This is a genomic window from Bacillus sp. SRB3LM (genome assembly GCF_015712745.1).
Taxonomy (GTDB): Bacteria; Bacillota; Bacilli; order Bacillales; family Bacillaceae_G; genus Bacillus_A; species Bacillus_A thuringiensis_K.
Genome location: NZ_VWVQ01000004.1, coordinates 378,738 through 398,305 on the forward strand (window position 1 = coordinate 378,738; position 19,568 = coordinate 398,305).

Here is a 19,568-nt window from a genome sequence, read left to right on the forward strand (position 1 = left end):
TATAGTTGTTTAATCTTGATGTAAGAAACATCACTAGATTGAAAAATATAACAAAAAAGTTATTGAAAAATGAATCTTTTCACTTGATATATATTTCTTCTGGAGCATTTATACATTTTCATAGTAACCAACCAGCTAATCAATATGATTCCTGCAAAAAGTAATAGTAAATTACTATACAAATGAGTGAAAGAATTAGCATTCATAGGTAGTAATTTTCGGTTTAGCAAATGTATCGATAATAATCCACCTACAATCGCAATCCCCATTCCTTTCGTTAGAAAGCCTGGGAAATTAAGCAAACTCATTCTAGTACCAGCAGCCTTTTGTTCCAAACTACTGAAACACTGATAGAGATAACTGTTTTGGTCATGAACTCACTGTTGTAATATGTCTAGTGTGTCTTCATGGTATGTTTCAAGAAAAGGCCGAATGGCATATTCAGCAGTATTTCTTTTCGTTATTTCATACATGGCGTTGAATGAGGTTTCAAAGTTGTTAAGTCCATATTTTTCAACGTATTTTGCAAGAGGCATGTACATATATCCATTTGTAAACGTGCCTATTTCTGTTGTATTTTCTGGTCCTAATGTTTTCAGTAATATATGTATTGCTGCATTAAAATCTTTTTGTAAAGCATTTTGTAATTCATCTGCTATTACTTCAATACGTTGTTTTAACTCTAAACCTTCAACTTTACATGTTACAGAGGATACAAAGTTTTTTTTAGAGAAATTCGGATCGTATTTACAAATAGAATCAGCCATTTTTTCTGCTAATTCTTCGTTGAATAAAAATTTTAATGGAACGTATTTACCCATTTTTTCACCTCGGTGGCCAGTTAAAAGCAATTGTTATTTTTTTATCGACAATCCATAAACTAACGTCTCACTCGGAGTCGTAATACTAAAACCAGTCGTCTTATAATCAAGCTTCACTGTATCACCAGTGTAGTCTTTCGTGAATGAATCCATTTGTACGATAAGCTCTGCATCTTCATATACAACATCATCTGCGTTATATGTATCCCAAATTAAATCGACATCAACGAAAATACTACAAGAGTTTGTCATTGTCCCTCTAATGCGAATGATCTTTTTGTCTTCACGTTCTAATCTATGTATAGCTGCTTTTGCTTCATCAGTAATATGAATGTTCATAGTATCCCAACCTTTATTTATATTTCCTTTATTATTGCAAAAACAGGAGCAATAGGGAAGCAAAGAGGTTTGCAACAAAAAACGAGCAAACAAATTTGTTTGCTCGTTTCACTTTATTTTAGTTCACATTTATCAAGTGGAATCACTTTTGTTTTTTTCGTAAATTTATATCCTAACCATAGTACTAAGAAGAGTGGTAAACCGATGTAAGAAACGAGTACGCCATTCCAATCGATTGATTCACCCATAAATGCCCCGTAGTTTTGTCCTAAAATTACGATGATACAAAGTGTAAATGCGAAGATTGGACCAAATGGGAACCATTTTGCTCTATATGGTAAGTCATTTAAATCTTTTCCTTGTGCGATATATGCTTTACGGAAACGGTAATGACTAATTGCGATTCCAACCCATGCGATAAAGCCAGACATTCCAGATGCGTTTAATAACCAAATGTATACAACACCGTCACCGAATAAAGAAGCAATGAAAGCAATACTACCAACAATTGACGTTACGATTAACGCGTTAACAGGTACACCGCGGCTATCTAATTTGCCTAAGAATTTTGGTGCTTTTCCTTGGCGAGCTAAATCCCAAAGCATACGAGTTGATGCATACATACCAGAGTTACCAGCAGATAGTACAGCAGTTAAAATAACAGCGTTCATAACAGAAGCAGCAAAGGCAACGCCCGCTTTTTCAAAAATAAGTGTAAATGGACTTACTGTTACATCACTTGCTGCAAGGCTTTCAGTTGTATAAGGAATTAATAAACCGATAACGAGAATCGCAAGGATATAGAATAAAAGAATACGCCAAAAGATCGAACGAATTGCTTTCGGAATATTACGTTCTGGATCAGATGTTTCACCAGCAGCTACTCCTAATAATTCAGTTCCTTGGAAAGAGAAACCAGCTGCCATAAATACACCGATAATTGCCATGATACCGCCGTTAAATGGTGCATCTGCAACAGTGAAGTTTTTGAATCCAACCGTTTCGCCGCCCATAATTCCGAAAATCATCATGAAACCAACAATTAAAAAGATAATAATAGTAACTACTTTAATAAGTGCGAACCAATATTCAGATTCACCAAACCCTTTAACAGATAAGTAGTTTAAAAGGAAAATAATAGCTAAACATAATCCGCTCCAAATAAGAGAAGGGGTATCCGGGAACCAAAATTTCATAATTAATGTTACGGCCGCTAGTTCTGCCGCAATTGTAATTGCCCAGTTATACCAATAGTTCCATCCAAGTGCAAAGCCAAGTGATGGATCAACAAATTTTGTTGCATATGTGCTAAAAGATCCAGTAACAGGCATGTAAGCTGCAAGTTCAGCTAAGCTTGTCATTAAAAAATAAACCATAATTCCAATTGCGGCGTATGCAATTAATGCGCCACCAGGTCCAGCTGTATGGATGACACCACCGCTGGCAAGAAATAGCCCGGTACCAATTGTACCACCGAGAGAAATCATCGTAAGGTGCCTTGATTTTAGACCGCGTCTTAATTCACCTTTTCCTTGTGTAGTTTGCGTTTTAGAGGTAGATTGATTTGTTGCGCTATTCATGTTCAACACTCCTTTTCTTGTAGGTTAGGAAGGAGCGGGGGAGAAAAATACAAAAAACCGCCAAAGGAATTTGGCGGAACGTTTCACAAATAACCACCCCATCATACCCTTCCGTTAAGATAGCACCCCACGTTTACACGGTAATTTTGTAAACGTGACAGTTCTGTTCCTTTCGGAGACAGCCCCAGCTCATATTTCCAGAGAAGAAATATAAACTTCGGCAACTTTTCCTTTCAAACGGAGTCAGCTGACATTCTCTGTGTCTCGTCCGTTTTACTATTAAAAGTCGCAACCTCTACCTCATCGGATTGATGAGGATTTATATATTGCTAAGATTTTTAATATATGGCAATTGTAATGACTTTCTGAATATATTGCAAGATATTTTGTAGGAAAAAATCAAAAAATATCGGTTATTGTATAGGAAACGCTTGCAAAACTCCACCCGAACCAACTATTATGTAGCAATAAGCAAAGAAAAAATTGTTATACAAATGTTTCGCAAAAAATATTGAAAAATCCTTTAAATTAAAAGAAAATTCAGAAAAATAAAATTCGACATTCATGATAAGGTCATATTATTTGTTATAATTAGAGTAACGTTTAAGCAAAAAGGGGAAATCAAAATGAAATTAGAAACAGAAAGGCTCTATATAGTGCCGTGTACAGAAGAGAGGATTCAAATCGCTAACGAGCAAGGATATAATAGCGGTCCGCATATTGTGGGGCATGTAGGGAATATAAAACAAGATGCGGATTTATTATCATGGGGGGCGTGGTATGTTCTTCGGAAAGAAGATGGTATCGTTTTAGGTGATATTGGGTTTAAGGGGAAACCAAATGAGAATCAAACAGTAGAAATCGGTTATGGATTTATTGAGAAATATTGGAATCAGGGCTATGCAACAGAAGCTGTAAGAGAACTAATCGATTGGGCTTTCAAAACAGGAGAGGTAGAAACAATAATTGCAGAGACACTCCTAGATAATTATAGTTCGATGCGTGTTTTAGAAAAGTTACATATGAAGAGAGTAAATGCTACAGAAACGATGATTAATTGGAAAATAGAAAAATAAAAAATACCGCTCTAAATTGGGCGGTATTTTTATAGTTATGGTAGCATTTGCTTCTGATCATTCGGATACTCAGCCGTTGATGCGTTAGGCCGATTGGAATGATTTCGAACAGCAATGAAAATAGAAATAATAACGACAAGACCAACTGCAACGTAAGAAAGTGAAATAATAGTTGGATCCACTTTAAATGTAGTAAGCAGTGTACGAATATTTGTGAAGATAATAAGACCGCCAACTAATACGCCAAGTAAATGTGCTGGAACGATGCGAACTAACCATGCAGCAATTGGTGCAGCTACAATACCGCCAAGCATTAACGCAAATACCCAAACCCAGCTTACTTGTTCCCAGCCAAGTGAGATGAAGAAGCCAATTGTTGCAGCGAGTGAAACAGGAAACTCACTCGTATCTACAGATCCGATAACTTTTCTCGCTTCATTTCCTCTTGCTAAAAGTACAGGTGTCGTAATCGGACCCCAGCCACCACCACCAGTTGAATCAACGAATCCAGCGAATAAGCCAAGCGGCACAAGTTGTTTTGCAGACATACGTTTTTTTGAAGCAACAATTTGTTTTTGAATGATGAATCGTAATAAAATATAAACCCCTAAAGTAAATAAAAATACAGAAATGTACGGTTTAATGACATCACCAGGTAAATTGCTTAAAAAACATGCCCCAACAAATGCGCCAATTGCTCCTGGCAATGTAAGCCTGGAAACTGTATATTTATCAACATTTCCAAATTTGATATGAGATGCACCAGAAGCCGCGGTTGTAACGACTTCAGCTAAATGAACAGATGCGGAAGCGACAGCTGGTGCAATACCAAACATTAATAATAAAGAGGAAGACGTTACCCCGTATGCCATTCCAAGCGCTCCATCGATTAATTGAGCGAAAAATCCAATAATAGCAAAGACAATTAATTTCTGCATAAAAAATCCCCCTGTAATAATAAATGAAAAAGGCACTTTTCCCGTATGAGAAAAGTGCCTTTGGTTTTTCCAATCAGCAATAATTAAATTTGTTTCATTATAATACATATTAATCGTATAAATCAACTGGGTTTTAAAGTTTTTTGAATTGAATGAAAGAAAAATAAAATATACAATAAAAGGATGGAGAGAAAGGGGAGAAAGACATGTTACGATTCGATCATCTCGTACACGCAGTACATGGTACACCGGAGGAAGCAGCAAAACAAATGCAGGAACTTGGATTTCATACTGTATTAGGCGGAGAGCATAAGAATTGGGGTACTTGGAATAGTTTAAGTTATTTTGATTTATCATATATAGAATTTTTAGCAGTTCAACATGAAGAAAAAGCGAAAGAAGCAGAAAATCCATTAGTACAAGAAACAGTGGTGAAACTACAAAATGGAGAAGGAATGCTACAAATCGCGATCCGAACAGATGCAATTGAGGAGCTAGCAGTTAACTTTAATAAGTACGGCTTACATACGATAGGGCCATTTGAAGGGAAACGTATGAGAAAAGATGGCCGACTTTTAGAATGGAAAATGTTATTCGTTAAGCAAGAAGAGAACGGACCGAAATTACCTTTCTTTATACAGTGGAATGAAACGGACGAAGAAAGAAGAAACGATTTACGTAACAGTGGGACGATTACTGAACATAAAAACAAAGTGCAACAAATTGAAACGATTCATTACGCAGTAAAAAATGTTCGAGAAACAGTATGGAAATGGAAAGAAGTAATGGAGCTATCTACAAGCTCAGTTGTGAAAAATGAAAAATGGAATGCCGAGTGTCAAAGTGTAGTATTTGGAGATATTCATGTGCAGTTTTGTGAACCGATTGGAGAAGGGCTAGTACTAGAACATTTGAATAAGAATGGCGAAAATCCATTTGCAGTAGAGTTTAAAGGTGGAAATAAACGAGAACATGAAGTGCTAGGTAGTTTGTACATATATTAATAGAGGTGAACGTTGTGGAAGAAATGCTTAGAGAGATAGAGAGAATACTAGAATGGCCTCGTATTGCAACGTGTACAGCTATTTCAAAAGGTTTTTCACATGAAGAGAAATATAAAATAGAGTTAGAAAACACAGTAACATATTTTGTAAAAGTATGTGATGCTGTTCATTTTGAACGTAAACAAGAAGAATATACGTATATGAAACAATTAGAGTTATTACATATTCCAACGCCGAAGTTAATTCATTTCATAAAACTTGAGGAATTAAATAAATGTGTTCAAGTATTTGAATGGGTCCAAGGTGTAAATGGTGAAGAAGGTTTAGGGAAGCTATCGGTGGAAGAACAGTATTATGCAGGAAGAAAAGCAGGGGAAGTATTAAAGAGGATTCATTCAATTGAAAAAGAAAGCGTAAGTAATAAATGGGAAACGGTTCGATGGAATAAGTATGAAAGATATATAGAAGCATTAGAAGGTTACGAGGTGAAATTTCTCGATTTGAAGCCCATATTAACCTTTGTAGAAAATCATAAGTATTTATTGAAAAATCGTCCAATCACCTTTTTACACGATGATTTCCATCCAGCAAATAGTATGATTCATAATAAGGAGTTTATCGTTATCGATTTTGGTGGATATGATTTTGGCGATCCAATACACGATTTCTATAACGTAGCGATTTTTACTACAAGAATAAGTAAACCATTTGCAGTTGGACAAGTTCATGGTTATTGTGGGGGAGAACCGTCACTTCATTTTTGGAAACTGTACTCCTTATATGCAGCAATGACATTCCCAGCGGATATCGTATGGACAAACCGAAGCATGCCCCATTTAGTAGATGATATGAAAGAAAGATTGAACAGAATTTTAGAAGATCATAATCATTTTTCATCCTATATTCCAAAATGGTATCAATCACAACATGAGGATATAATAAACTATAAGTAATGGAGGGATTCATATGGATAAAATAGCAGTAATTTCAGATATTCACGGCAATATTCCGGCATTAGATTCTGTACTGAAAGATATTAAATTAAGAGGAATTGAACGCATTATTTGTCTTGGAGATTTAGTCGGAAAAGGCCCTCATTCTAGCGAAGTAATTGAAATCATTCGTAAAGAATGTGAAGTAGTTGTAATGGGTAACTGGGATGATTTTATTACAAAACCGACTGAATTTGAAGCGTTAAAATGGCATCAAAAACAATTATCGGAAGAACAAAATGATTATTTAAGAAGCTTACCATTTTCAATCGAATTTTTTATGAGTGGCAAATTGATTCGTATGTTCCACGCTTCACCGAGAAGTTTATATGAAAGAATTCAACCGCACGCTTCAAGAGAAGAGCGTGTTAGTATGTTCGAAAACAGTGAGGTCACAGAGAACATAGAAGGAGAAAGAAAGCCAGATGTCGTTTGCTACGGTGACGTTCACCAAGCATTCGTTCAAAATTTCAGAGGAAAAACGTTATGTAATGCTGGTAGCGTAGGAAACCCACTTGAAATAACACAAGCTTCCTATTTAATATTTGAAGGAACTTACAATGAAAAAGAAGCAGCGAGCTTTTCTATTCAACTTGTACGAGTACCGTATGATATTGAATTAGCTATCAGACTAGCAGAAGAACTCGAAATGCCAGAAATTGAAGAATACAAACAAGAATTACGGACTGCTTTATATCGAGGGTTTAAGGGGAAGTAAGCTAATAATATATCAACGATTTTTCAAATATATCTATCGTAACTTAAAATATATCAACGATTTTTTCGATATATCGACGATTCGATAAAGAATATCGACTTACCGACAAATAACGACATGTATTATTACTTGTAATAATATTATGTAAACTAAATGTAAAGGGAGATATCATGAACCGAAAACAACAAATCAAAAAAATTGCAGATCATATTGTAAAGCTAAACTTAACCTATCCAACAAGAGTTGGAGTAAGTGGTATTACAGCATCAGGAAAAACAACATTTGCAAACGAACTAGCGGAAGAAATAAAAAAACGAGGATTACCAGTAACACGCGCCAGCATTGATGATTTTCATAATCCAAGAGTGATTCGCTATGCAAAAGGAAAAGAATCTGCAAGGGGGTATTATGAAGATGCACACGATTATACAGCTTTCAAAGAAAGATTATTAATGCCTTTAGGACCTAACGGGAATTTACAATATGAAACGATTTCTCATAACTTAATAACGGATATGCCTGTACATAATGAGCCGCTATTGGCCACGCAAAATATGATATTAATAGTAGATGGAACGTTTCTATTGAAAAAAGACGTTGCGCATTTATTTGATTACAAAATCTTTGTAGATACAAATTTTGAGATTGCGAGAAAACGTGGTGCTAAGCGGGAAACTGAAGCTTTTGGAAGTTATGAAGAAGCAGAGAAGATGTTTTTAAACAGATATCATGCTGCCTGTAAGATGTATATAGATGAGCATAATCCAAAAGAGTGTACGAATGTTATATTTAAGAATAATGATTTAGGAAATCCAGAAGTTATATTTCATGAAAGAGCGTAATACATAATCAGAAATATATGTATAGCCTTTTGTTTATTGTTATAATTAAATTAATTTTATGAAGCAAATAAAAGGGGATAAGACAATAAAAAACGCAAAAAGGGGACAAGAAATATAATGAATGAAGTACTAGAACTAAAAGAAGAACTACTACAAATTAAAAATAACAATTATGCTGTACCAGAAGACGTAGATGCATATCCATATGCGCAATGGATGCTAGATTATATCGGATCAACTGATGCTGAATTACGTGATGATTTAATTTATAGTACGCTTCACACATGGATTACAAATGATGTATTTAGACAAAAAGAGTTAAGAGGATTAATGTTACAAGCAATTAGTCCTGATTATTTATTTTATAAAATTGGTGAAAAGGGAACAGACTCTGTATTTAAACGTGCATTCTCCGTATTAATTCCACCACTTATTTTATCTGTTCATGAAAGAGAACCGTTGTTATCCGAAGAACAACTGTACAGTGTAGCAGAACAAGTGCTGGAATATGTGTATTTAGAAGAAGATGTAAGAGGCTACGTAGAAGGAAAAGGCTGGGCACACTCTACTGCACATGCAGCAGATGCGCTCGATGCTTTAGCACGTACAATCCAAAATCGTGAGTTTTCATATGCTATATTAGCTGCTGTTCGTCAGAAGGTTCGCTTACATGACTACGTATATATTCACTTTGAAGATGAGAGATTAGTAGCGCCAATTATGTCGTTACGTAACCAAAATCTTTTAACTGAGGAAGAGTGGAGCAATTGGTTACATAGTATAGCAACGGTTGAAGACATCCGACATCCGCAGCATGCTATTTTAGTACAAAATATTAGAACTTTCTTAAGAAGTTTTTATTTCAGAGCTTTAGAGACAGAAGGTAGTACAGCCTTTACAGATGATATATTGGAAACTTTGAAGGATTTGCGTAGGTATTAAAAATTCGTTTTTCTAACAGAAAAGTACATAAAACCAACACCTCCCAACCATACTAATAAAATGTGTTGGAGGTGAGTTTAATGGACAAAAAAGACTTTGAAAAAGTATATAATGATTATTTACATCAAGGGGGAGAGCAAGCTCAATTTGAAATAGCTCAGGAAGTTACTTCAGGAGCAGAACAAATTGTTGCTGTTCGTAAAAATGATGAAGGTGATTTGATTGCTTTTAAAACAAGTAGAGGGAGAGAGTTAGATTATACGACTGCTCTTAGTGAAGCAAAATCAGGGAAGTTAGCTCATGTGGACGTATTTCATAAGTATGGTAGAGATATTATACGTAGTGAACCGGATGGAATAAAAGAAAATAATTTAGATAATTTACCTTCATTTTAAACGGGTAAACCCCAAGAAGAGAATGTTCATTTGGATATTCTCTTCTTTTCTTCCTCTACAAATAGAAGGTTTATTTCTGAAGTGCAATCATACTTTTAAAGAGCACTCTAAATTTCTCTTTATCTTCTGCTGTAAATGGTTTCGGTCCCTTTGTACGTTTACCACTTTTTCGAACCATTGCACTTAAATATCGTGTTTGTAACAATTGTTCAATGTTATCATTCGTATACTTGTACCCTTTATGATGAAGAACGATACAGCCTTTTGCTAAAGCGAGCGAAGCAAGACCGTAATCTTGTGTTACGATTAAATCTTCTTTTTTTGCTAACTGCATAATTCGGTAATCTGCAGCATCTGCTCCAGAATCAACATAAATTGTTTCGACACCTTTTGGCTGCTCTGCATTAGAATAATGTGAGAAGCTAGTAACGAGGGTAACAGGAATTTCTGCACTCGTAGCTTCAAAAATAATTACATCTTTTACAGGACAAGCATCTGCATCAACGTAAATTTTCATTTTTACCACTCCTATAAAGTGAAACTTTAATCAGTGGGGGGATTCACCCTTCACTGATTATTAGTTGAACCAATCGGGCATTTACGGGCAGTTAATCTCCCACCTAACTTCTTTGTTACAGCTAAATTTTGAGCTGGGAGTTTTATTGCCCGTTAATGCGGGGTAACTAGGTTCGTGTTGATAATAATGGTAGATTTTTCTTTTGTCAAACGAGAAGGCTTTATCTCACATTATTTTTCACAAAGCAAAATAGCCTCACGTAAACGAGAAATCCCTTCCTCAATTTGATTAATATTCACTTTTCCATAAGATAAACGAATATAACCATCTTTCGCACCGAAAATACTACCGGGCATAAAGGCGATTTCTTGTTTTAAACTTTGCATAATAAGTTGTTTTTCGTTTATCGGTTCTTTTAATTTTCCCCATATGTATATACCGCCGGTTGGGTTTGAAAAAGAGATTTTATCGTGAAGTTGCTCATTTAAGGCGCGAACGATAACGTCTCTTTTTTCTGCGAGTTGTTTTCGTAACGGTACGATATGAGAGTGAAATGGCACAGTTTCGAAAAATTGCTGCATAAGCCACTGCGGGAAAATACTCATACCTAATTCCATTTGGTGTCTTGCGTCGGATAACCTTTCTACTACAGACTGCGGGGCGACAAGCCAGCCGACTCGTAAACCTGGTGCAATCATTTTAGATAAGGAATGTACATAAATGACTGTCCCATTTTCATCTATTGATTTTAAAGTAGGACAAGGTTGTTTCTTTTCTAGTGTCAGCAAACTAGACGGATCATCTTCCACAATCGCAATTCGTAAGTCTGCACAAAGTGATAATAATTTTTTTCTACGGTTTGGATGCAGCATTGTGCCTGTAGGATTTTGGAAATTTGGATTTAAAAAGATCATTTTAATCCGATGCTTTCTATATAATTCTTGCACATCATCCGGATTAATACCATGTTCATCGACAGGTAACGGGAAAATACGAATACCTGCTGATTGGAATAACGGTAAGGAATAACAGTGTGAAGGACTTTCAAAAGCGACTGCATCACCTGGGTTTAATAGACATTGCACGATAAGGTGAAGTGCTTGTTGTGCGCCAGAAGTAATCATAATAGACTGTTCAGTCGCTTCAACTTTTAAATATTCCTTCATATATTTTACTACCGCTTGTCTCAGCGGGAGATAGCCCTGCGGATGATCGTAACTTAATGAATGTGTTAACGGTTGTTCTCGTAAAATCGTTTGTAGTTGATCGTGAGGATAGAGGTTACAACCGAGTTCTCCATTTGCGAAATCAATAATATTTTCATTTTGTTGTACTTCCGCACGAATATGGCGAAGTAACGGTAAGTTTGGTAAGAAAGTACCACCTTCTACGAAATTTCTCCAGTTCGGCGTTAATGTTGGAGAAACGCCCCACATATGTGTACTTACACGTGTCCCTTTACCAGTCGTACTTTCTACAATCCCCATAGCACGTAATTCATTATAAGCAGTCGTTACTGTACTACGGTTTACATTTAACTGCGTAGCTAATTTTCGTTCGGAAGGTAGGAAGCTTCCTGGAGGTAGTTCTCCGTATGTAATACGTTTCTCAATAAAGTCAACAACTTGCTGATAAATAGGGATTTTACTGTCGTTATCTAGCTTCCATTCCATACAAATGCCTCCGCATCTCTTATATACATTCAGTATAACAAATTGGCTGGGTAAAAAAACAGCCAATTGGACGGTGTTATATCCAGCCAATTTTACTATGCTAAATATGGAAGGGGAGATTCGGATGAAAAGATGGCAAATGGAATGGCTCCTAGTATCAGTAGCATTAGTATGGGGAGCGAATTATACAATTGGAAAGTATGGCGTGGCATATATGTCATCCATTCAATTTAATAGTTTACGATTTTTAGTAGCATCTCCGGTATTATTACTTATTACGTTTATGATGGAACGTTCATTACGTATTGAAAGAAAAGATAGGTTACGATTAGTAGTAGTCGGTATCGTTGGTACAGCAATGTATCAAACGATGTTTATGTTATCTGTGAAATATACTTCAGCAACGAACGCCTCATTATTAATTGCGATGTCACCTATATTTACAGGGATATTAGCAGTATTGCACAAACAAGAACGTTTTTCGATGAAAGTACAAATTGGTTCAATAGTAGCGTTTATTGGTGCAGCATTTGTTTTATTAACAGGACATACAGGAGGAGCTACTTACGAATATGCGTGGCTCGGAAATGTAATTGGATTAGTCGCAGCAATTGCGTGGGGATGGTATCCAATATTAGCGCAACCTCTTATTACAAAATACTCCGCAATGAGAGTTACATCATGGTCTACTTTAATTGGAATTGTACCACTTGTTATATACTGTTTATTCAACGTAAACTCTTTAACATGGCCAGTAGATACGCCAAGCTGGGGTTCACTAGCATATTCAATCATCTTTGCGACCATCTTCGGACTAGCAATGTGGTATGTCGGTATTAGTCAAATAGGCTCAACGAAAGTAATGGTTTATATGTATCTCGTACCATTGTTCGCAGTTATCTTTGCGGCAGTTACAATTGGAGAGCAAATTAATATGATGCAACTCGTTGGCGGACTTATTATCTTCATCGGCTTATATGTTGTAAAAAAAGGTGGAATGAAAAAGCCTGCTCTCAATTTGAAAAAAGTAAGTTAACAGTAAAAATGATCTCTTTCATATAGAAGGAGATCATTTTTTATTTCGTAATAAAAGCGCGTGTTGAACGGCCCATTTTTGATGATCGTGAAGGAGAAGTTCTACAGCAAGTAAAGGAGACATCCATCGCAAAACATGATCCTCCTCACAATTTTCAGTTTGTTTCTGCACCATGTTCGCAATGTAAAAGAACCCATCATTTAAATAATATGTATCTTCCATTTCTGCATAAAAATATTGTGACGCATTACCGACATACTGATCAATTTTAATTGCCCATCCTAATTCCTCTAGTAGTTCACGGTGCAAACATTCTTCTTTTGTTTCATTACCTTCCATACCGCCACCAGGTAAAAAGTAACGGTCTCCTTTTTGGATAACAGCAATCTTTGAAGAAGATGAATGGAAAATAATCGCATAACAACTAGGTCTTAATACATAATGAACGGTACGTTTTTTCGAGCCAAACGTGAGTTTTGAAATCATAAAACACGACCTTTCTCTATAAAATACATAAAAGGGATATTAAGGTAAATGCAGAATGATATAAGTATAATCTTAATAGATTGGAGTGGTAACAACATGATAAATCGAAAATGTTCAAGATGTAAAGAAATAACAGGTACGATGCACGGTGGTAAAAAAATTAAGGAATAATTTCTATGTGAAGACTGTTTACAAAAAGGAATTGAGAACGGAGAAATCGAATTATCACAAGTGGAGCAAGAACAAACTTCGTATCTTTCTATAAAAATATTAAAAATAATGAGTGTGATTTATTTAATAGGATCAATTTTAATGGCTTTTTCAACCGGTCCATTTATACATAATATGGGTTTTGAAGAAATATCAATTTCAGGATCAGAATTAGGTTTAATAAGTATTGTTATGCTAGGTTCTATATTTCAGTCAGTTCTTGTATTTTGCGGGATATGGGTATTCATCCTATTAGTAGAAACAGTCATTAAAATTTATGAAAAAATGAAGTGAGTGAGAGGGAGAAACATATGCGAGTAAGAAACATCCAAGGGGAAGATTATGTAAAGATTCATTCTGTTTTAAATGATTGGTGGGGCGGGAGAGACATGGCTGCCATGTTGCCAAAATTGTTCTTTATTCACTTTCAAGAAACGAGTTTTATTATTGAAGAAGAGGGAGAAACGTTAGGTTTCTTATGCGGATTCTTCTCACAAACGCATAAAGAGGAAGCGTACGTTCATTTTATCGGTGTCAATCCGAAGTATAGAAGAAGAGGAATTGCATCGACATTGTATTCGTATTTCTTTGATGTCGCACGTGCAAATAACCGTAAAGTTGTAAAAGCAATTACGTCACCAATTAACAAAAAGTCGATACAGTTTCATCAAGAAATCGGTTTTCGAATTGAGGCCGGGGATGATGAGGTAGAGGGTGTATCGGTACATACAAATTATGATGGGAACGGTGGTAGTAGAGTTTTGTTTTTGAAAAATGTGTAAAAGTAGGCTAGCGCAAAGTTAGCCTTTTTGTTGTGAGGAGCTAGAAATATGGAGAGTAAACAAAGTAGAAATGAGTATTTAAGACGCATACATAAGGTTCAAGATTATATAGAATCAAACATAAATGATGCACTTTCAATTGAAGAGTTAGCAGATGTAGCAGGATTTTCAAAGTTTCATTTTCATCGGATTTTTAAAGGAATCGTAGACGAGTCGTTATCTCGGTATGTGAATCGCTTGAAGTTAGAAAGGGCAACAAACCGTCTTACATATCGTCCGGATATGACGATTACGGATATCGCTTACCATTTTGGTTTCACCGATTCAGCAGTTTTCTCTCGTACATTTAAAAAGTGTTACGGTGTAAGTCCGTCTCAATATCGAAATGACAATAGCAAGAATTGCAAAGACGTAAGGGGAATTCCTCAATACAATGAATGTAAGAAGGTTCGAGGAAATGTTGAAATTGTAACAGCGGATAATATAAACGTCGCATACATAAGACATACAGGTACATATGAAGAGTTAGCTATAGCTTTTCCAGAAATGATAGAAAAATTATTTCGTTACGCGGCGAAGAAAAAATATCATGTATTTGAGGATACGAAAGTATTAACCATTTACCACGATCATCATGAATTTACTGAGGACTATCATTTAAGAACAAGTTTATGTATAACAATTCCGGATGCGTCCGCAGTAGAAACGAGTGATATTGGAATAATGATAATACCTTCAGGCAAGTATGCAGTAGGACATTTTGAAATATTCCAAGATGAATATAAGGGAGCGTGGGACTTTATATATGGTGAGTGGCTGCCAAATAGCGGATATAAACCGAGAGACTCGTATCCTTTTGAAGTATATAGAAATGACCCAAAGCAGCATCCAAAGCATAAACATATAGTTGATATATATGTACCTATCGAACCTTTTTAATTACAGGTTAAAGGGGAAAGAATAATGAAAACTGCTGAAAAGTTAGATCAGATTATAAAAGAAGAATATGAAAATATGAATGGTATGTTAGTAATGCAGAAAGGTAATGTTATTTTTGAAAAATATTATAACGGTTACGGTCCAGATGATGCATTTCACATAGCGTCAGTCACAAAAACGATAATCTCTGCGCTAATTGGGATATGTATAGATAAGGGCTATATAAAAAGCGTTGATCAAAGAGTAATAGAATTTTTCCCGGAATATAACGTTAATTCATCTGAAGTAACAGTAAGCCATCTTCTAACGATGACAGCTCCACATCCTTTCGTAGACTGGCAGGAACCGTTAGAAGAACTATGTACACAACAAGATTGGATACAATATACGTTAAATAGGATAGGAAACGGCGGAGAAATTGGATCTTTTAAATATTCATCTGCAGGAGCTCATATACTATCAGCGATCATAACGAACGCAATAGGAAAAAATGCGCGTGAATTTGCGAATGAATACTTATTTCAGCCACTCGGCATGAGAGAAATTCCAAACTATAATATGAAAGCATTTGGATTTGATGACTTATTCGGAAAAGATGTGAAAGGATGGGTTCACGATCCAAATGGTATTTCGGCGGGCGGCTGGGGACTAACGTTAACGGTTAGGGATATGGCTAAGTTTGGACAGATGTATTTGAATGAAGGTATTCATAATGGAAAACAAATACTATCAAAATCATGGATAAAAGAATCAATAGCGATGAATTCAAATCAATATGGTTACTTATGGTGGTTACGAGAAGAAGAGGGTGTCTATTCGTATTGTGCAATGGGTGATGGTGGGAATATGATTTGTTGTATTCCAGAGAAGGAATTGGTGGTGGTGATGGCTTCTGAAGTTGTGCCAGAAACAAAGGATAGATGGAGATTAATCAAAGAGTATATACTTTTAAAAGAGTAATGGTGAACTTGTAGAAAAATTTAAACGCTCCCCGTAACTTTCCTCAATAAAAAATCGTTAAACATTAGGAAGGGTTATTAATCACGAATGGGGGAGAACCATGAAAATTCTAATTCTAGGCGGTACACGATTTTTAGGAAGAGCATTTGTAGATGAGGCTTTACAGAGAGGGCATGAAATTACGTTATTTAACCGAGGAACAAACAAAGAAATTTTTTCTAATGTGGAGCAGTTAACCGGTGACAGAAATAACGATGTATCAAGTTTAAAAAATCGAACGTGGGATGTTGTCATAGACACATGTGGATTTTCTCCACATCATATTAGGAATGTTGGAGAAGTGCTTAAAGATAATATTGAACACTATATATTCATCTCAAGCCTTTCCGTATATAAAGATTGGATTCCGCATGACATAAAAGAAGACTATATATTACAACCTGAACCGACGGAAGAGCAAATAAAGGCTGTAGAGAATGGTGAAATATCTCATTATGAGCATTATGGTGCACTAAAAGTATTATGTGAAAAAGAAGCAGAGAAATATTGGCCAGGGCGTGTTTTACACGTAAGAGCAGGACTTCTTTCAGGGATGTTTGATTATACAGATCGACTTCCATACTGGATTCAGCGTGTAGCAAAAGGAGGTAAAGTGTTAGTTCCAGGAAGAAAAGATCGTCCAGTGCAAATAGTTGATATAAAAGATGTCGCAAACTGGGGACTAAACATGGCAGAAAATAAAAATGTAGGTACATTCAATGTAACAGGTCCAAATTATGATTTGACAATGGAAGAGCTATTAAATACGTGTAAAAAGGTTATGAATAGTGATGCTGAATTCGTTTGGGTAGATGAATCGTTTATGAATGGACATAAAGTACAGCCTTGGACAGAGATGCCACTATGGCTTCCAGAAACTTTTTCATTAGAAGGTGAGACGAAGCCGTGGAAAGGTGGGTTTTCAATTAGTATTGAAAGTGCTGTTAAAGAAGGACTTACTTTTAGAAGGTTAGAACATACAGTTACAGATGTGTATGAGTGGATGAAGAGTGTGGACGAATGGGAATTAAAAGCAGGTATTTCAAGGGAAAGAGAAAAGATGTTATTGGATAAGTGGTATGAAATAAAGAGAGTTTAAATAAGAATCTTGTGAAAAAAGGACTCTGTTTATTGCTTAAACAGAGTCCTAATATGAATCTACCACTCAATCGGTTCTTCCCCATACATCTCCCATAGCTTAGGAAACATCTTTTTTAAACCTTCCTCATCGTCTTCATCCCAATCTAACTCGATATCAACTTCCTCAAACTCTTCATTTGTTAAGACATGGTATAGTGTAAAGTATGTATCATCTTCATCCCCAGTCTTCTCCATGTAAACTTCTTGCCCGAAATATAGAGTAAGTTCTTCAATCTCTGGAACGTCATACTCACTCAAATTTTCTAATACAGGAATTAATCGTTCTGGATCTTCAATACAAGCTTCGTATGTCTCTTTTCCCTGATATAATAACCATCCACGGAAGTAATCGAAAGTATCATCTGAACAGCCACCCATAATAATATAGGCTGCTGCCCATAAATGGGAGGTATAGGAATCTTTCAAAATACGATGCATATGCGTATCGAAAGCAACAATTTCATGTACTGTACGTTTAGCAAGGTGGGAAGTAAGCCATTCTATTTGTTCTACTTGTTCCTCACCTTTCGTTTTTGCACGATTAAGTAGTTCCCAAAATTCTTCTTCGGTTATTGTCTTTTCTTTTATGTAATCTTCCCCTTGAATAGGGTTTATATATCCTTTTTTACGTTTGGAAGCAACTAGTTTATTAGCTTCTTTCATACATTCTTCTTCTGTTTCAAACTCTTTCGCTTTCACACTGCCAGCTGTGCCGATTTTTCCGTAAAACACAACATAGTCTTTTTCTTTCACAACGATTTTCCAAAACTTATTTGATTTCTCAGTTTGCTGGATTAATAACGTTTCCATCCGTACCCCCATAATGTTTTCTAGTGTGCAATGTGATTGTAACATATGTATATACACTTGTAATGATGAAAAATAAGAGTTCGGAAAATTCGAAAACGATTGAATGAAGTGGATAAATTTAGTAACCTTATTTGTACAGTAATTACATAATTGTTTTGTAATAATTCGATATTTATATGAGGGGGCATTACGGATGGATCTTACGTTTAAAGTAGAGGAAACATGTTTTAATTACCGAGTCGGAGCAATTTGTAAACAAGGTAATAAACTACTTATTCAGCAATGTGACGGTGAAGATTTTTGGTACGTACCAGGCGGAAGAGTGAAAATGTTAGAGAATAGTGAGGATGCGTTAAAACGAGAGCTTGCAGAAGAATTAGGTGTTCCTATGAAAGGGAAAAGATTAATATGGTCAGTAGAAAATTTCTTTACACTTTCTGAGCGAAAGTTTCATGAAATTAGTTTTTATTATGAAGTAGAGCTACATGAGTTACCTGCAAATGGAGCGGATCAATATATTTTGGAAGAAGAGGGTAGAACGTATTTGTTTAGATGGGTGCCAGTTGAAGAACTGCATACATATAACTTACAGCCTGCATTTATAAAAGAGAAAGTAAAGGATGTATCAGTTCACACAGAACATATCGTATTACAAAAGTAAATGTATTCGGAGGGGAAAATGGTGAAGGGAACTAAAAAAGAGGTACATATAAATGACAAAGTAATTTATTACACACATATCGAAAAAGGTTCTAGTACCGTTTGCTTTATGTTTTCAGGTTCAGGATACAATTATGATAAGCCGTTATTTTATTACGCAACGATGTTAATGCTTGAACATAAAATAGATGTTGTACATATTCATTATTCTTATGACGAACAAGTAATGAATAAACCAATGGAAGAAGTAACGAAAGTAATGATGGATGATATTAATCCTGTAATAAATGAAGTATTAAAAGATGAGCAATACAACGAGACTATGTTTTTAGGGAAGTCACTCGGAACAATTCCGATTGCAAATGATTTAATGAAGAGAGACGAATTCGCGCAGTCAAAAATGATATTACTTACACCTTTACTGACGTTTGATACAATTTTTGATTCTATCTTACATAGTCGACACGAAGGGTTTTTAGTTATTGGGGATAAAGATCACCAATACAATGCAGATCAAATTGATCAGTTATATAAAACGAATTTACAGATTGAAGTTGTCAAAAATGCAAATCATTCTGTAAATGTTGGGGGATATGAAACGGAAAATTCAATTGAGGCTATAGCGAAAATAATAGGAGAACTTAAAGAAGTTGTTAGGACAAACTAACC

The 19,568-nt window shown here is 35.5% G+C and carries 21 protein-coding genes, 3 pseudogenes and 1 riboswitch; of the genes and pseudogenes, 15 read left to right on the top strand and 9 right to left on the bottom strand.

Annotated elements, in window-relative coordinates; translation table 11 throughout:
• Positions 1–59: 59 nt before the first annotated feature.
• The 4 genes and pseudogenes from F3I02_RS33765 to F3I02_RS03470 all read right to left on the bottom strand — a co-directional run.
• Positions 60–370 (bottom strand): annotated as a pseudogene (locus F3I02_RS33765) (tetracycline resistance MFS efflux pump); the annotation flags it as partial.
• Positions 371–380: 10 nt separating this feature from the next.
• Positions 381–821 (bottom strand): annotated as a pseudogene (locus F3I02_RS03460) (DNA alkylation repair protein); the annotation flags it as partial.
• A gap of 33 nt (positions 822–854) precedes the next feature.
• Positions 855–1,160: an iron-sulfur cluster biosynthesis family protein gene (locus tag F3I02_RS03465; RefSeq protein WP_001020817.1), complete on the bottom strand. Its 306-nt coding sequence runs from the start codon at positions 1,158–1,160 to the stop codon at positions 855–857.
• Between the two features lie 113 nt (positions 1,161–1,273).
• Complete coding sequence (locus tag F3I02_RS03470) at positions 1,274–2,740, bottom strand: amino acid permease (RefSeq protein WP_001083381.1); 1,467 nt, start codon at positions 2,738–2,740, stop codon at positions 1,274–1,276.
• 112 nt (positions 2,741–2,852) lie between these two features.
• Positions 2,853–3,046, bottom strand: a riboswitch (Lysine riboswitch).
• Between the two features lie 320 nt (positions 3,047–3,366).
• On the opposite strand from F3I02_RS03470, the gene F3I02_RS03475 reads away from it, so the two are divergent.
• The gene (locus tag F3I02_RS03475; protein WP_196477612.1) at positions 3,367–3,816 is read left to right on the top strand and encodes a GNAT family N-acetyltransferase; all 450 of its coding nucleotides are present in this window, start codon (positions 3,367–3,369) and stop codon (positions 3,814–3,816) included.
• Between the two features lie 35 nt (positions 3,817–3,851).
• Here the strand turns inward: F3I02_RS03475 and F3I02_RS03480 are convergent, their stop codons facing one another.
• Entirely contained in the window at positions 3,852–4,862 is a 1,011-nt protein-coding gene (locus F3I02_RS03480) for a sulfite exporter TauE/SafE family protein (protein ID WP_002181419.1), read from the bottom strand.
• 98 nt (positions 4,863–4,960) lie between these two features.
• Between F3I02_RS03480 and F3I02_RS03485 the strand changes: the two genes are divergently transcribed.
• The 6 genes from F3I02_RS03485 (at position 4,961) to F3I02_RS03510 (ending at position 9,647) form a co-directional block, all read left to right on the top strand.
• Positions 4,961–5,758, top strand: coding sequence for a VOC family protein (locus F3I02_RS03485; RefSeq protein ID WP_000943343.1), 798 nt, complete (start codon positions 4,961–4,963; stop codon positions 5,756–5,758).
• Positions 5,759–5,772: 14 nt separating this feature from the next.
• Entirely contained in the window at positions 5,773–6,711 is a 939-nt protein-coding gene (locus tag F3I02_RS03490) for an aminoglycoside phosphotransferase family protein (protein WP_196477613.1), read from the top strand.
• A gap of 13 nt (positions 6,712–6,724) precedes the next feature.
• On the top strand, positions 6,725–7,468 hold the full coding sequence (locus F3I02_RS03495; RefSeq protein ID WP_196477614.1) for a metallophosphoesterase family protein: 744 nt from the start codon (positions 6,725–6,727) through the stop codon (positions 7,466–7,468).
• A gap of 170 nt (positions 7,469–7,638) precedes the next feature.
• Positions 7,639–8,310 carry a nucleoside/nucleotide kinase family protein gene (locus F3I02_RS03500; RefSeq protein ID WP_196477615.1) on the top strand — a complete coding sequence of 224 codons (672 nt, stop codon included), beginning with the start codon at positions 7,639–7,641 and terminating at the stop codon, positions 8,308–8,310.
• Positions 8,311–8,427: 117 nt separating this feature from the next.
• Positions 8,428–9,252 carry a DUF2785 domain-containing protein gene (locus F3I02_RS03505; RefSeq protein ID WP_196477616.1) on the top strand — a complete coding sequence of 275 codons (825 nt, stop codon included), beginning with the start codon at positions 8,428–8,430 and terminating at the stop codon, positions 9,250–9,252.
• Positions 9,253–9,332: 80 nt separating this feature from the next.
• Positions 9,333–9,647, top strand: coding sequence for a DUF3892 domain-containing protein (locus tag F3I02_RS03510; protein ID WP_196477617.1), 315 nt, complete (start codon positions 9,333–9,335; stop codon positions 9,645–9,647).
• 70 nt (positions 9,648–9,717) lie between these two features.
• Here F3I02_RS03510 and F3I02_RS03515 read toward each other — a convergent pair whose 3' ends face one another.
• The gene (locus F3I02_RS03515; protein ID WP_196477618.1) at positions 9,718–10,164 is read right to left on the bottom strand and encodes a YaiI/YqxD family protein; all 447 of its coding nucleotides are present in this window, start codon (positions 10,162–10,164) and stop codon (positions 9,718–9,720) included.
• A 230-nt stretch (positions 10,165–10,394) separates the two neighbouring features.
• Positions 10,395–11,837, bottom strand: a complete 1,443-nt coding sequence (pdxR, locus tag F3I02_RS03520; RefSeq protein ID WP_196477619.1) for a MocR-like pyridoxine biosynthesis transcription factor PdxR — start codon at positions 11,835–11,837, stop codon at positions 10,395–10,397.
• 124 nt (positions 11,838–11,961) lie between these two features.
• Between pdxR and F3I02_RS03525 the strand changes: the two genes are divergently transcribed.
• Positions 11,962–12,873 carry a DMT family transporter gene (locus tag F3I02_RS03525; protein WP_196477620.1) on the top strand — a complete coding sequence of 304 codons (912 nt, stop codon included), beginning with the start codon at positions 11,962–11,964 and terminating at the stop codon, positions 12,871–12,873.
• Positions 12,874–12,906: 33 nt separating this feature from the next.
• On the opposite strand, the gene F3I02_RS03530 is transcribed toward F3I02_RS03525, so the two are convergent.
• Positions 12,907–13,359 (bottom strand): NUDIX hydrolase, encoded by a 453-nt coding sequence (locus tag F3I02_RS03530; protein ID WP_196477621.1) that lies wholly within the window; start codon positions 13,357–13,359, stop codon positions 12,907–12,909.
• Between the two features lie 96 nt (positions 13,360–13,455).
• On the opposite strand from F3I02_RS03530, the pseudogene F3I02_RS03535 reads away from it, so the two are divergent.
• From F3I02_RS03535 to F3I02_RS03555, 5 genes and pseudogenes are all read left to right on the top strand, one after another.
• A pseudogene (locus F3I02_RS03535) lies at positions 13,456–13,863 on the top strand (DUF3980 domain-containing protein).
• A gap of 17 nt (positions 13,864–13,880) precedes the next feature.
• On the top strand, positions 13,881–14,351 hold the full coding sequence (locus F3I02_RS03540) for a GNAT family N-acetyltransferase (protein ID WP_196477622.1): 471 nt from the start codon (positions 13,881–13,883) through the stop codon (positions 14,349–14,351).
• 48 nt (positions 14,352–14,399) lie between these two features.
• Positions 14,400–15,290, top strand: coding sequence for an AraC family transcriptional regulator (locus F3I02_RS03545; RefSeq protein WP_196477623.1), 891 nt, complete (start codon positions 14,400–14,402; stop codon positions 15,288–15,290).
• A gap of 24 nt (positions 15,291–15,314) precedes the next feature.
• The gene (locus tag F3I02_RS03550; RefSeq protein ID WP_196477624.1) at positions 15,315–16,250 is read left to right on the top strand and encodes a serine hydrolase domain-containing protein; all 936 of its coding nucleotides are present in this window, start codon (positions 15,315–15,317) and stop codon (positions 16,248–16,250) included.
• A 100-nt stretch (positions 16,251–16,350) separates the two neighbouring features.
• Complete coding sequence (locus F3I02_RS03555) at positions 16,351–17,388, top strand: SDR family oxidoreductase (protein ID WP_196477625.1); 1,038 nt, start codon at positions 16,351–16,353, stop codon at positions 17,386–17,388.
• Positions 17,389–17,447: 59 nt separating this feature from the next.
• On the opposite strand, the gene F3I02_RS03560 is transcribed toward F3I02_RS03555, so the two are convergent.
• Positions 17,448–18,239, bottom strand: coding sequence for a DUF4240 domain-containing protein (locus F3I02_RS03560; protein WP_196477626.1), 792 nt, complete (start codon positions 18,237–18,239; stop codon positions 17,448–17,450).
• A gap of 193 nt (positions 18,240–18,432) precedes the next feature.
• On the opposite strand from F3I02_RS03560, the gene F3I02_RS03565 reads away from it, so the two are divergent.
• Complete coding sequence (locus F3I02_RS03565) at positions 18,433–18,900, top strand: NUDIX hydrolase (protein ID WP_000366254.1); 468 nt, start codon at positions 18,433–18,435, stop codon at positions 18,898–18,900.
• Positions 18,901–19,566 (top strand): alpha/beta family hydrolase, encoded by a 666-nt coding sequence (locus F3I02_RS03570; RefSeq protein ID WP_152664952.1) that lies wholly within the window; start codon positions 18,901–18,903, stop codon positions 19,564–19,566.
• Positions 19,567–19,568 lie beyond the last annotated feature (2 nt).

Coding starts and splice junctions, on each gene's coding strand:
- F3I02_RS03545 (WP_196477623.1), top strand. CDS start 14,400: ATGGAGAGTAAACAAAGTAGAAATGAGTATTTAAGACGCATACATAAG.
- F3I02_RS03485 (WP_000943343.1), top strand. CDS start 4,961: ATGTTACGATTCGATCATCTCGTACACGCAGTACATGGTACACCGGAG.
- F3I02_RS03525 (WP_196477620.1), top strand. CDS start 11,962: ATGAAAAGATGGCAAATGGAATGGCTCCTAGTATCAGTAGCATTAGTA.
- F3I02_RS03495 (WP_196477614.1), top strand. CDS start 6,725: ATGGATAAAATAGCAGTAATTTCAGATATTCACGGCAATATTCCGGCA.
- F3I02_RS03505 (WP_196477616.1), top strand. CDS start 8,428: ATGAATGAAGTACTAGAACTAAAAGAAGAACTACTACAAATTAAAAAT.
- F3I02_RS03470 (WP_001083381.1), bottom strand. CDS start 2,740: ATGAATAGCGCAACAAATCAATCTACCTCTAAAACGCAAACTACACAA.
- F3I02_RS03500 (WP_196477615.1), top strand. CDS start 7,639: ATGAACCGAAAACAACAAATCAAAAAAATTGCAGATCATATTGTAAAG.
- pdxR (WP_196477619.1), bottom strand. CDS start 11,837: ATGGAATGGAAGCTAGATAACGACAGTAAAATCCCTATTTATCAGCAA.
- F3I02_RS03515 (WP_196477618.1), bottom strand. CDS start 10,164: ATGAAAATTTACGTTGATGCAGATGCTTGTCCTGTAAAAGATGTAATT.
- F3I02_RS03555 (WP_196477625.1), top strand. CDS start 16,351: ATGAAAATTCTAATTCTAGGCGGTACACGATTTTTAGGAAGAGCATTT.
- F3I02_RS03550 (WP_196477624.1), top strand. CDS start 15,315: ATGAAAACTGCTGAAAAGTTAGATCAGATTATAAAAGAAGAATATGAA.
- F3I02_RS03510 (WP_196477617.1), top strand. CDS start 9,333: ATGGACAAAAAAGACTTTGAAAAAGTATATAATGATTATTTACATCAA.
- F3I02_RS03565 (WP_000366254.1), top strand. CDS start 18,433: ATGGATCTTACGTTTAAAGTAGAGGAAACATGTTTTAATTACCGAGTC.
- F3I02_RS03570 (WP_152664952.1), top strand. CDS start 18,901: ATGTATTCGGAGGGGAAAATGGTGAAGGGAACTAAAAAAGAGGTACAT.
- F3I02_RS03560 (WP_196477626.1), bottom strand. CDS start 18,239: ATGGAAACGTTATTAATCCAGCAAACTGAGAAATCAAATAAGTTTTGG.
- F3I02_RS03530 (WP_196477621.1), bottom strand. CDS start 13,359: ATGATTTCAAAACTCACGTTTGGCTCGAAAAAACGTACCGTTCATTAT.
- F3I02_RS03475 (WP_196477612.1), top strand. CDS start 3,367: ATGAAATTAGAAACAGAAAGGCTCTATATAGTGCCGTGTACAGAAGAG.
- F3I02_RS03540 (WP_196477622.1), top strand. CDS start 13,881: ATGCGAGTAAGAAACATCCAAGGGGAAGATTATGTAAAGATTCATTCT.
- F3I02_RS03465 (WP_001020817.1), bottom strand. CDS start 1,160: ATGAACATTCATATTACTGATGAAGCAAAAGCAGCTATACATAGATTA.
- F3I02_RS03480 (WP_002181419.1), bottom strand. CDS start 4,862: ATGTATTATAATGAAACAAATTTAATTATTGCTGATTGGAAAAACCAA.